Source organism: Tardiphaga sp. 619_E2_N8_4 (assembly GCF_051810905.1).
GTDB lineage: Bacteria > Pseudomonadota > Alphaproteobacteria > Rhizobiales > Xanthobacteraceae > Tardiphaga > Tardiphaga robiniae.
In genome coordinates, this window is record NZ_JBPWQJ010000001.1 from 6,240,621 (window position 1) to 6,252,713 (window position 12,093).

A 12,093-nucleotide genomic window follows, 5' to 3' on the forward strand; every position below is an offset into this window, starting at 1 on the left:
TCCTCTTCATCACTTCGTCATGGTCGCGGTCGACGGGATGCCGTAACGCACGATGCTAATACTGTCGCGCTTACCGCCATTGGGATCTTCAACCGGCGCAGGCGCGTTAGCGTCGACCAGGGCCCGCAATGCCAGTGAGATCGTGCCGCTCTGCCGCGCGCGGGCGAGCAACTCGGCCTGTTCGGGCTTCAATTCGAGCGTTGCGGTCTTGCCGACGACTGAGTTCTGACCGTCCTTTTCCTTGGGCGCCTGATCGATGGCGAGGATGCGGATATTATTCAGGATGATCTCGGAGTTGATGACCTCAATGCCGCTGCGATCCGTACCGCGTTCGCGCTTCGACAGGATCACGTCGACGCGGTCGTTTGGCAGGATGAAGCCGCCGGCGCCAGTTTCCGGCGAAATTTCGGTGGAGACGGCGCGCATGCCGGTCGGCAGAACGGCGGCCATGAAGCCAGCGCCATTGGCGCGTACCAGTTTCGGTTCGCGGATCGGTTCGCCGGCAATGAAGGCCGACCGCGCGATGGAGCCAGCGATTTGCGTCGCTGCGTCCGGGCGGCTGTTACGGCTGATGACATTGGTGCTCGCCGCTGATGCGGGCCAGGACTGCCACTGGACATCATCGGGACCGAGCGCCTGACCGAGCGCGATATCGGCCTTGGCAACGAGAACGTCAGTTGTCGGGGCTTCGGCGACCTGAGGGGGCGGCGGTGCGTCCGATGTGCTCGCAAGATATAGCGCCACACTGCCAGCGCCGAGTGCAATGGCGAGGACCACAATGCGTGCGGTATTCATACGCTTCAACTTTCCACATTACGCCGCGACGCTGCCGCCGCTGTAACGGGAGTTGACCAGTTATTCGTCAAAGCATGGTTAATGAGCGGTATCTAAATCGCGTTAATAGAAAGTTCCGATCTTAGTGAAGCGCGAGACGCGCCAGGTCGATCGTCTTCACCCATCCGGTGTCGGGGTAAACGAGCAGTGCGCCGAGGGCGAGGGCAATACCGTAAGGGATGCCGGTTTCCTTGTGATGCAGACGCATCAGCCAGGCCTGGCCGCCGAGCGCATAGGGCAGCGGCCACTGCCGGAACTGGAGCAGCAGCAACGTGAGCGCGCCGCCGAACAGCGAGGCGTAAACGAGGTAGTTCAGGAGATGGTCGAAGCCGAACCACAGTCCCGCAGCTGCGGCGAGCTTGGCATCGCCGCCGCCGATCCAGCCGAACGCAAAACAGGCGAAAGCGACTACCAGCACGGTCGCCCCCGCGCCGAGATGCGACAGCGCATCGTGAAGACCCATCCCGCCGAACATCGCCAGCACGGCGAAGCCCGCCACCAGCAGCAGCGAGATACGGTTCGAAATGGTCATCGTGAAAAGGTCGCTGATCGCCGCATAGGCCATCAGGCCCGGGAACAGCAGGAGGCGCGTCAAATCGAGGATCATGGCTTCAAGGGCCCGTTACGGCGACGACGGAAAACCTAGCCAGCAGAAATGAACAATCGGACAACAAGAAAGAATTTACCAAACGCTGGCGATCCGAATCGCGACGGCGACCAGCGCGAGAATCAATGCGGCGCAGACCAGGCCGGCGGGGTCGCGGAGCGAGATCTGAAGTCCCTGCAGGACGGAGCGGGGAATGTCGGGGTGTCTCATACGCATTACACTTTTGACGACGACGGCTCAGCAGCATTCCGAAACAAAAAAGGCTCCGGACACCGGAGCCTTTGATGCACTCGTAACAGTCGCTTACTTGAGCGAGCCGTTGATCGAGGTGAACTTGCCGTTCAGGTTCGAGCCGAGGCCGTTAACGACCGCGATGATGGCCAGCGAGATGCCGGCAGCAATCAGGCCGTATTCGATAGCGGTGGCGCCGGACTCATCCTTCATGAAACGCGAAACGAGGTTCTTCATAATACAAAACTCCATATGTGCACGTGGCTGTCGATCGTGATGCCTGGTCTCCCCGGCGTTCTCAGCACCGTGACCATGAGGGAACACTAGGAGTGGGGAATTGCAGTGCGGTTAATTCGATTGATGAAAGTCGGTCGCATTTGTCTCTTCTTTTGCACGGTAAATACCTACTTAAGGCGATTTTAGAATGACTTGGGTGTGATGACACCAGGCGTGTCCTTTTCGCTTCATCGCTCCTTAAGCATACCGCGGTAACTCTTGGCCTCCGGAGCCTACGAGGTCGCGATGACTATACTCCCCATGGAAGTCCTGAACATGTTCGGCGAGACCATCATGAAGGTGGTGCCGATCACGCTGGTTGTTGCGGTGGTCTTTACGGTGCTGACGCATTTCTGGGCCTGCAATCCCGGCAAGCACTGGTGGCGCAAGACGGAGATCGTGACCGACGTGGTCTACTGGTTCTTCGTGCCGCTGATCACCCGCGTCGTGCGGATCGGACTCCTCGTGGTCGGCGCTGCCGTCGTCTTCAATATTCACGATGCCGATGAACTGATTGCCTTCTACGACAACGGCCACGGGCCGCTGGCGCAGATGCCGCTCTGGGTACAGGGGATCTTCTTTCTCGTGGTGTCCGACTTCATGCTCTACTGGCTGCACCGGATGTATCACGGCGGCGGCTTCTGGAAGTACCACGCCATCCATCATTCGTCGGAAGAGATCGACTGGATCTCCGCTGCACGGTTTCATCCGGTCAACCTGTTTCTCGGCACCGTCGCGGTCGACGTGTTGCTATTGATGGCCGGTATCTCGCCGAACATCATGCTGTGGGTCGGACCGTTCACGACCTTCCACTCGGCTTTCGTGCACGCCAATCTGAACTGGACCCTCGGGCCGTTTAAATATGTGCTGGCGACGCCGGTGTTCCACCGCTGGCACCACACGTCGCTGGAGCGCGGCGGCAACACCAATTTCGCAGGCACGTTTCCGATCTGGGACATCATGTTCGGGACCTTCCGCATGCCGAAGGGTGAACTGCCGGATAATTACGGTGTCGACGGCGAGCCTTTGCCGACCGAATTCACCGGGCAACTGGCCTATCCGTTCAAGCAGTAGCACGCTCTTCCTGCTCCTCCCCCAAGCGGCGTAGCCGCGCTGAGGGAGGGATTCCTCTGGCGCCTACGCGCCATCGCAGATTCAACTGTCAAACAGCCACTGCTCTGAAGACATGCGTCATCGCCCCCATTATTTGCGGCGCGGGGGCGCCGTCGTCTCTTGCATTCCCTGCCCCTGTGAGAGGGCGTGCGGAACGCCGGGTGCCCGTTGCACCCTTGGGCCTGATGCGATGCGGTCTTCCGCAGGGTTAGAGTGCATCAGGACTTTCGGAGGCGCCGAGCGATTGCCCAGCGTTCCGCCTGCGGTGTTTTTTCGGTTGCTTGCACTTTGCCTCAGCGAACGATCCGATCACCGAATTAAAGTCCCAAGGCGATGGGAAGGGAGCCTCAAGCGAGTAAGCCGAACGCGTTTTGATTTGGTCGTCCGTCACACTGTCCAGGGCTCTTTCCATCCCAAGGCCACCCGTCTCCTTGCCAGTGGCAGTGCTGGCGCAGATCCGTCCTGCCCGAAGACAGACGTCACCCGTGAACCGCGTGACGCCGCATCTCCGGCGTCCACCGCATCCCACCCCGCGAACGTGACGATCGCGATCGCCCCTCTCGGTGGGGCAGGACAATGGGGAATATAAACCTGACTGAGATGGTGTCAACGGGAGATAGGAAAAAAATGTTTGGGCGCTGTCTTGCCGCCCCACACTGTCATTCCGGGGCGTGCGCGCATCTTTACGTGCGCGAACCCGGAATCCCGATCTGTTTTGCGCTGAACATGTCGAGATTCCCCGCTCCAGGTGGAGTGGTTGAGGTTCTCACTGCAGTGGCCTCGCCGCCTTCGAGTGCCCCGGAATGCCAGTCAATCCAGGCTTCCTAAGCCGGGACAGCGTCCATCATGCACCCTGCCACCGCCGTTTCCAGTTCCTTCATCAATTAACGGCACATTTGCCATGTCGGGCGCCGGCACCGCTGCGTATCTGCTTTTGTCGGCTTGTATCGTCCCGGAGTACAGGATGTCGTTTCAGTCGAAGCGCGCGCGGATGCGCGCGGTGTTTGTGGCCCGTGCTCTGGCGGCAGGGACCATGCTGTTGCCGGTGGGCGGTTTTGCGGCTCCTGCGAATGATCTGATCGCAGTCAGCGTCGATCAGGCCAGGCTCGTCAAATTTCCCGAGAAGATCGCGACCATCGTGGTCGGCAACCCCTTGATCGCCGATGTGACGCTGCAGGCCGGCGGCATGGTTGTCATCACCGGCAAGAGCTATGGCGCCACCAATGTGATTGCCATTGATCGCCAGGGCTCCGTGCTGATGGACCGCGTTATTCAGGTGGAAGGGCCGACCGACAAGGTCGTGACGGTCTATCGCGGTATGAGCCGGGAGACCTATAGCTGCGCGGCGAATTGCGAGCGGCGTTTGACGCTGGGTGACGGGGAAACCTTCTTCAAGTCGACGATGGATCAGGCCGGCGCCATCGGCAGTCAGGCCGCGACGATAGGGGCGAGGAGCAACTAAGCCACCACTTTTCGTCGGTCAGACCAATCCCGCCGGACACCATCGCAAGCGTCCTGCCACATGGTTAATGGCGGGTTAACGCAGCGAGCCATCTTGTCTCGATCCGGCGAAACACTTCAACAATCTGTTTCCGATACATCTTGGCGGTAGTTATTTCCTATCACCGAGGCACTTGCAGATGCTGCTACCGCTGATTTCGATGGCGACGCTCGCCGGGCGCCTGCGCCGCTTCGGCCATAACAGCAGCGGCTCGGCCGCGGTCGAATTCGCGATGATCGCGCCGATCTTCTTCGCGCTGATTTTTGCCATCATGGAAACCGGCATGGTGTTTCTGGCGGGGCAGGTCCTTGAAACCGGCGTCCAGGATGCCGCGCGGTCGGTCTATACGTGTTCCGCTGCAGCTACAGCCGTCGATTTCAAGACGTCGATCTGCGCGCGCGCATCGACACTGATGGATTGCACCAAGATCGACATCGATGTGCGCTCGTACGATCCCGGCACAGCGATCACGATTTCGGATCCGATCGACGCCAGCGGCAACTATGTGTCGACGAATCTTGTCTACCAGCCGCCGGCCTGTCCGACCAGCAAGACGGTGGTCGTGCGCGGCTTCTATCAGTGGCCGCTTTATGTGACTGGCCTCGGCTACAACATCGCCAATATCAGTCGTGGAACGACGAGCAGCAAGCGCCTGCTGGCCGCGACAGCGGCGACCGGGCCGCAGTGATGGCAGGGATCGGGACAATGCACGTGCGGATGGCAGCACTGGCAGCCTGGCGACGGGCCTTGCTGTTGCGAGACGATACGAGAGGCGTATCCGCGGTCGAGTTCGCGATGATCATGCCGCTGATGTTCCTGATGTTCTTCGGCATGTTGGATGTTTCCAACGGTTTTGCCGTCGATCGCAAGGTCAGTCAGATCTCACAGGGGATGGCCGACCTGGCGTCACGCTACACGACGCTGGCGGAAACCGATGTCTCGAACTTCTTCATCATCGCCGATGCGATGCTGACACCTTATGACAAGACGCAGCTCAAGGCGACCATCAGCCAAGTCTATATCGATCCATCGAGCAAGACCGCCAAAGTTGTGTGGAGTCGCGGCGACCAAAAGAAGGACGTGGGCACGGTCGTATCGGTTCCCACCAATCTGATCGTCAAGGACGCCAACGGAAACTATGTGGCAAACCAGTATCTGATCCTTGGCGAGGCTAACTATACCTACGTGCCGACAATCGGCTGGGTCGTGCCGAAGGGCGGGCTCACGCTGTCCGATGCGATGTACACGCGGCCGCGGCAAACGTCCTGCGTCGTGATGGTGACGAGCTGCACGCCGTAACTTGCGATCATGCGCTGCGTATTTGTAGTTGCAGCGAACGATCGTCGGTCCACTTTCTCGGATCATGCTTCAGCAAAAAGGCCGCGCTCAAGAGCGCGGCCTTTTCGTATTCAGTCGATCAATTCGCAAGCATCAAGCTTGCGAATGATCGTTTAGCCTGCGGCGCGGAGATTGTCGGCCGACGACTTGCCGGAACGACGGTCAGCAACGATTTCGTAGCTGATCTTCTGGCCTTCACGCAGGGTGCCGAGACCGGCACGCTCAACGGCGCTGATGTGAACGAACACGTCGTTGCCACCATCGTCCGGCTGAATGAAGCCGAAGCCCTTGGTCGCGTTAAACCACTTCACTGTTCCCATGCTCATGGGGGTAGTCCCTTCTCAAAGATATAGTGTAGCCCACGCAACAGATGTGGGCTGGTGACATCGAATTTTTGGAAGGGTCGTCAGTCTAGACCGGCTGCACCGGGGGATAGATAATGTCGTCCGGCCGAAAATCGATTAACTCATATTAGGGGAAGCGCCCCCTCAAAACAATCCTGACGCGCACGATTTTTTGATTGCGCACGAACGGTCAGGAACGCTTACCCATCCGCGGGATCGCGAGTGATCCGATGCGCGGATGGGTTGTCGTTGCGATTTAAACTGTCGACAGTTTAAACGCGGGATGCGCTTAGCGGCGACGGAACTGACCGCGCGGCGGTGCGCCACGCGGAGGACCGCCGGGACGCTCGTCCTTGTGGCGGAAAATCAGACGACCCTTTTCGAGATCGTAGGGCGACATCTCGATGGTCACGCGGTCGCCGGCCAGCGTCTTGATGCGGTTCTTCTTCATCTTGCCGGCGGTGTAGGCGACGATTTCGTGTCCTGCATCCAATTGCACGCGATAGCGTGCATCGGGGAGGATTTCGGTCACCAGTCCTTCGAACTGGATCAGCTCTTCTTTGGCCATTGTTAGCTCCAGATCGATCGGCTGTTAGCGTGGCCGCTGGGTGCGGTTCGGGGTTGTATTCGGTCGGCTTTCGCGGTGCAGGAAGGCAACGCCCTGCATCCCTTCTTTGGTCGCAGTTCCAGCCTGGTTGGCCGGACGTGAGATCGGCTCATGCCGTGCATTCTCGTGTCTCGCATTCTCGTTCCGACCATGATCGCGGTTCGGTTGCGATGCGCTGCCGTTGCCGCCATGAGGACGACGACGATTGCGCGCGTTCTTGCCGGGCGCTCCGTCATTGCTGCGTGATGCGTGCGGGGCGGAGCGACCGTTGCGCTGACCGCCACGGTTCTGGGAAGGCGACGGCCCCACGTCGTTGCGGCCTGGGGTGCGGCGGTCTTCCTTCGGAAGCGAAATGCGGATCAGCTTTTCAATATCGCGCAGATACGCCATTTCCTCGCCCGCGCAAAGCGAGATTGCGATGCCTTCGCGTCCGGCACGGGCCGTGCGGCCGATTCGGTGGACATAGGTTTCCGGGATATTCGGCAGGTCGAAGTTCACCACATGGGTGATGCCGTCGACGTCGATGCCGCGGGCGGCGATGTCGGTGGCCACCAGGGTGCGGATTTCGCCGGTGCGGAACTGGGCCAGCGTGCGCTCGCGGTGGTTCTGCGACTTGTTACCGTGGATCGCGGCGGCGGCGATGCCGGCGCGCTCGAGGCCCTTCACGACCTTGTCGGCGCCGTGCTTGGTGCGGGTGAACACAAGGGCGCGGTCAACCGTCTCGGTCTTGAGGATCTGGGCGAGGATCGTCGGCTTGGCGGAGTGATCGACCAGCATGATCCGCTGGCTGATGCGCTCCACGGTGGAGGCGACCGGGGTCACCGCGACGCGGGCGGGATCCTTGAGCATTGCTTCGGCAAGATCGGCGATGTCCTTCGGCATGGTGGCCGAGAAGAACAGCGTCTGGCGCTTGATCGGGAGCTTGGCGACGACTTTGCGGATGTCGTTGATGAAGCCCATATCGAGCATGCGGTCGGCTTCGTCGAGCACCAGGAACTCAACCATGTTGAGCTTCAGGCCGTTGCTCTGCACGAGATCGAGCAGGCGGCCCGGGGTGGCGACGAGGACATCCACGCCCTGCATCAGCGAACGGACCTGACGGCCCATCGGCACGCCGCCGATGGCCAGCGCCGACGACAGGTTCATATGGCGCCCATAGGCATTGAAACTGTCGAGGATCTGGCCGGAGAGTTCGCGGGTCGGGCTCAGCACCAGCACGCGGCAGGTCTTCGGCTGCGGCTTGATGCGGTTCTCGAGCAGGCGGTGAAGGATAGGAAGCGCGAAGGAAGCGGTCTTGCCGGTGCCGGTCTGGGCGATGCCGATCACGTCCTTGCCGGTGATGGCAATCGGGATGGTCTGGGCCTGGATCGGGGTCGGAGTGGTGTAGTTTTCTTCTTTAAGCGCACGGGTGATGGGATCGGCGAGGCCGAATTCCTGAAAGGTGGTCAAAAGATTAATCTTTCCAAAGTGAAAGCAGGCGCCCGGCCATGATTCAAAGACCATGGGGCCAGGGAGCGCGCGAGTGTGTCTGGGACACCCGCGTGTTTGGGGCGTCAGTTCTGGTTAGCTGAAGGGGCAAGCCAGAAACCGTCGAACTGCCCTGAGGAGATCAGAGTAAAGACGGGATCAGAACACGCGGCTCGCAAGGACCTGATGATTCTCTAGGTCGTTCGATTGATATGGAACAGCAAGGCGGCGGATTCAAGGTCAATCGGCGAGAGGGTTAAAACCAGCGACAAAATACCGCTGCATGAAATTTAGACATGAGGCAATTTTTGGCGATTATTTAAGCTGTTTGCCGTGTGCATGATCAATTTTTCTGCACAAGAAATAAACAGGAAAACCTCCGCGCTTTCCGAAAATCGGAAACATGCGAGTAATCCCAATAGCTTAACGTGTGTTCGAGGGCTGGCACACTTCTTGCGATCTCCTTAACGCGCCGGCCGTGGGGCCGTTCCGCATTGATTTCGTCTGCGTCAGGGAGAGACCGCACATGATTACCAATTTGACTCACGCAATAGCCAAGCCGATCTCGCGTCGCAGCCTGATGGCCGCGGCAACGGGTCTGGCTCTGGGCCTGTCGGCATTTTCGCCGGCCAAAGCCGCAGACGACACCATCAAGGTCGGCGTCCTGCACTCGCTGTCGGGCACCATGGCGATTTCCGAGACCACGTTGAAAGACACCGTGCTGTTCATGATCGATCAGCAGAACAAGAAGGGCGGCGTGAACGGCAAGAAGCTCGAAGCCGTGGTGGTCGATCCCGCTTCAAACTGGCCGCTGTTCGCCGAAAAGGCGCGCGAGCTGATCACCAAGGACAAGGTTGCCGTCGTGTTCGGCTGCTGGACCTCGGTGTCGCGCAAGTCGGTTCTCCCGGTGTTCAAGGAACTGAACAACATCCTGTTCTATCCCGTGCAGTACGAGGGCGAAGAGTCCGAGCGTAACGTGTTCTACACCGGCGCCGCTCCGAACCAGCAGGCGATCCCGGCTGTCGACTACCTGATGAAGGACGAGAAGGTGAAGCGCTGGGTGCTGGCCGGCACCGACTACGTCTATCCGCGCACCACCAACAAGATCCTGGAAGCCTACTTGAAGTCGAAGGGCGTCAAGCAGGAAGACATCATGATCAACTACACGCCGTTTGGTCATAGCGACTGGCAGACGATCGTCGCCGACATCAAGAAGTTCGGCTCGGCCGGCAAGAAGACCGCCGTGGTCTCGACCATTAACGGCGACGCCAACGTTCCGTTCTACAAGGAGCTCGGCAACCAGGGCATCAAGGCGACCGACATTCCGGTGGTTGCGTTCTCGGTGGGTGAAGAAGAACTCGCCGGCATCGACACCAAGCCGCTGCTCGGCCATCTCGCGGCCTGGAACTACTTCCAGTCGATCAAGAGCCCTGAGAACGAGAAGTTCATCAAGGAATGGCAGGCCTTCACCAAGAATCCGAAGCGCGTGACCAACGACCCGATGGAAGCCACCGTGATCGGCTTCAACATGTGGGTGAAGGCGGTCGAGAAGGCCAAGTCGATCGAAGCCGACAAGGTCATCGACGCTCTGCCCGGCATCGAAGCCAAGAACCTGACCGGCGGTACCTCCAAGATGCTGCCGAACCACCACATCACCAAGCCGGTGTTCATTGGCGAAATCAAAGCCAATGGCCAGTTCGACGTGGTCTGGAAGACCCCGGCGCTGGTGGCTGGCGATGCATGGTCGAAGGAGCTCGACGGCTCCAAGGACCTGATTGGCGACTGGGTTGGCAAGAAGTGCGGCAACTTCAACACCAAGACCAACAAGTGCGGCGGTCAGGGTTCGTAAGTTAGCTCCACACACTCTCCGTCATTGCGAGCGCAGCGAAGCAATCCAGTTCTTTCTTGTTTGCGGCTTCTGGATTGCTTCGTCGCTTCGCTCCTCGCAATGACGGTTGATGGTTTCGTGTCTATCTCGACTCTCGAGACTCCCAAAACTGGAGAAGGCGGTGAATCCGTCGCCTTCTCTTTTTTCTTCGGCCGGGGTTTTCCAGTGACTGATCTCCTTTATCGTTTCCGCGCGATCGCTGTTGCATTTCTGCTGATCGTCGCCGCCGCCATTCCGGCCTTTGCGGGTCCTTTCGAGGATGCCGTCGCCAAATTCGCCAATGATGATTTCTCCGACAGCGACGAAGCCGTGGGCATCATTGCCACCTCCGGCAATCCGCAGGCTTTCGCTGTGATCACCGCGCTGCAGGAAGGCCGCCTCTCCGCCGATCCCGACAGCAAGAAGGTTTATCTCACCGGCACCGACGGCAAGGTCACCGACGCCGCGACCGGCGAGGCCGTTGCCGAAGTGCCGGCCAGTGCCGCAGCGGTGCGCCTCAACAATCGTCTTCGCCGCAACATCGAATCCGCACTGGGCGGGCTCACGCTGATGTCGCCGGATCCCGCCAAACGCATTGCGTCGGCGCAATCGGTGTTCAAGAGCCACGAAACCGCGATGCTGCCGGTGATCGAGGCTGCGCTGGAAAAGGAAACCAACAAATCCGCCAAGCAGGCCTTCACCGAAGCCCGCGCCGCGATCCTGCTCTACAAGGAAGATGCGACCGAGGCCGAGAAGATCGAATCCATTGCGATCATCAAGGGCCGCGGCGATCAGGACGCGCTGGCGCTGCTCACCAGCCTGCCGGCCGATCAGACCGTTGGTGTCGCGCGCAGCGCGGCCAGCGCTGTCACCGCCATCAACAGCCGGCAGACGCTGTGGTCGATCGGCCAGAACGCCTGGTACGGCCTGTCGCTCGGCTCGGTTCTCTTGCTCGCCGCCATTGGCCTCGCCATCACCTTCGGCGTGATGGGCGTCATCAACATGGCGCATGGCGAGATGGTGATGATCGGGGCCTATGTCACCTTCGTGGTGCAGGACGTGATCCGCACCAGCTATCCCGGCCTGTTCGACTACTCGCTGCTGATGGCCGTGCCGCTGGCCTTCATCGTCGCTGGTCTCCTCGGCATCGTGATCGAGCGTACCATCATCCGCTTCCTCTATGGCCGTCCGCTGGAAACGCTGCTGGCGACCTGGGGTCTGTCGCTGGTGCTGCAGCAGGCGGTGCGCACCATGTTCGGCCCGACCAATCGCGAGGTCGGTAATCCCTCCTGGATGTCCGGCGCATTCGAGCTGGGCCAGCTCACCATCACCTACAACCGGCTCTGGATCCTGTGCTTCACGCTCGCCGTGTTCGCGATCCTGCTGGCGATGTTACGCTACACCAGCATCGGACTCGAGATGCGCGCCGTCACCCAGAACCGCCGCATGGCGGCGTCCATGGGCATCGCGACCTCGCGTGTCGATGCGCTGACCTTCGGCCTCGGCTCTGGCATCGCAGGCATTGCCGGCGTGGCGCTGTCGCAGATCGACAACGTGTCGCCCAATCTCGGTCAGAGCTACATCATCGACTCATTCATGGTCGTGGTGTTCGGCGGCGTCGGCAATCTCTGGGGCACGCTGGTCGGTGCATTCTCGCTCGGCATCGCCAACAAGTTCCTCGAGCCGGTCGCAGGCGCCGTGCTTGGCAAGATCGCCATCCTGGTGCTGATCATCCTGTTCATCCAGAAACGGCCGCGCGGTCTGTTCGCGCTCAAGGGCAGGGCGATCGAAGCATGAGGATGGCAACTACATTTCGCTTCGACGCGCTATCGTCCTGCTCCCTCCCCCCCGTGCGAAGCGAAGCTTCGCTAGGCGGGGGAGGGTCGGGGAGGGGGGTAACCCCAAGCT

12 protein-coding genes are annotated in these 12,093 nt (G+C 60.1%); 6 read left to right on the plus strand and 6 right to left on the minus strand.

Annotated features, from left to right (window positions below):
• Positions 1-9: 9 nt before the first annotated feature.
• From cpaB to AB8A23_RS29645, 3 genes are all read right to left on the minus strand, one after another.
• Positions 10-795 (minus strand): Flp pilus assembly protein CpaB, encoded by a 786-nt coding sequence (gene cpaB / locus AB8A23_RS29635; protein ID WP_089261538.1) that lies wholly within the window; start codon positions 793-795, stop codon positions 10-12.
• A 121-nt stretch (positions 796-916) separates the two neighbouring features.
• A complete protein-coding gene (locus tag AB8A23_RS29640; protein WP_184514019.1) occupies positions 917-1,441 on the minus strand; it encodes an A24 family peptidase in 525 nt (174 codons plus the stop codon).
• Positions 1,442-1,744: 303 nt separating this feature from the next.
• Positions 1,745-1,909, minus strand: coding sequence for a Flp family type IVb pilin (locus tag AB8A23_RS29645; protein WP_089261533.1), 165 nt, complete (start codon positions 1,907-1,909; stop codon positions 1,745-1,747).
• 285 nt (positions 1,910-2,194) lie between these two features.
• Between AB8A23_RS29645 and AB8A23_RS29650 the strand changes: the two genes are divergently transcribed.
• From AB8A23_RS29650 to AB8A23_RS29665, 4 genes are all read left to right on the plus strand, one after another.
• Positions 2,195-3,022 carry a sterol desaturase family protein gene (locus AB8A23_RS29650; RefSeq protein ID WP_089263571.1) on the plus strand — a complete coding sequence of 276 codons (828 nt, stop codon included), beginning with the start codon at positions 2,195-2,197 and terminating at the stop codon, positions 3,020-3,022.
• 1,003 nt (positions 3,023-4,025) lie between these two features.
• On the plus strand, positions 4,026-4,523 hold the full coding sequence (locus AB8A23_RS29655) for a pilus assembly protein N-terminal domain-containing protein (RefSeq protein ID WP_120289175.1): 498 nt from the start codon (positions 4,026-4,028) through the stop codon (positions 4,521-4,523).
• Between the two features lie 178 nt (positions 4,524-4,701).
• Positions 4,702-5,250 (plus strand): TadE/TadG family type IV pilus assembly protein, encoded by a 549-nt coding sequence (locus tag AB8A23_RS29660; protein WP_120288699.1) that lies wholly within the window; start codon positions 4,702-4,704, stop codon positions 5,248-5,250.
• 17 nt (positions 5,251-5,267) lie between these two features.
• Positions 5,268-5,861 (plus strand): TadE/TadG family type IV pilus assembly protein, encoded by a 594-nt coding sequence (locus AB8A23_RS29665; RefSeq protein WP_175366987.1) that lies wholly within the window; start codon positions 5,268-5,270, stop codon positions 5,859-5,861.
• 152 nt (positions 5,862-6,013) lie between these two features.
• Here AB8A23_RS29665 and AB8A23_RS29670 read toward each other — a convergent pair whose 3' ends face one another.
• The 3 genes from AB8A23_RS29670 to AB8A23_RS29680 all read right to left on the minus strand — a co-directional run bounded on the left by AB8A23_RS29670 (position 6,014) and on the right by AB8A23_RS29680 (position 8,354).
• A complete protein-coding gene (locus AB8A23_RS29670; protein ID WP_011474122.1) occupies positions 6,014-6,226 on the minus strand; it encodes a cold-shock protein in 213 nt (70 codons plus the stop codon).
• 307 nt (positions 6,227-6,533) lie between these two features.
• Positions 6,534-6,812: a translation initiation factor IF-1 gene (gene infA, locus AB8A23_RS29675; protein ID WP_068733922.1), complete on the minus strand. Its 279-nt coding sequence runs from the start codon at positions 6,810-6,812 to the stop codon at positions 6,534-6,536.
• 24 nt (positions 6,813-6,836) lie between these two features.
• A complete protein-coding gene (locus AB8A23_RS29680; protein ID WP_439057443.1) occupies positions 6,837-8,354 on the minus strand; it encodes a DEAD/DEAH box helicase in 1,518 nt (505 codons plus the stop codon).
• A gap of 490 nt (positions 8,355-8,844) precedes the next feature.
• Between AB8A23_RS29680 and urtA the strand changes: the two genes are divergently transcribed.
• The gene (gene urtA / locus AB8A23_RS29685) at positions 8,845-10,167 is read left to right on the plus strand and encodes an urea ABC transporter substrate-binding protein (RefSeq protein WP_092149862.1); all 1,323 of its coding nucleotides are present in this window, start codon (positions 8,845-8,847) and stop codon (positions 10,165-10,167) included.
• A 204-nt stretch (positions 10,168-10,371) separates the two neighbouring features.
• Positions 10,372-11,982: an urea ABC transporter permease subunit UrtB gene (gene urtB, locus AB8A23_RS29690; protein ID WP_309947416.1), complete on the plus strand. Its 1,611-nt coding sequence runs from the start codon at positions 10,372-10,374 to the stop codon at positions 11,980-11,982.
• Positions 11,983-12,093 lie beyond the last annotated feature (111 nt).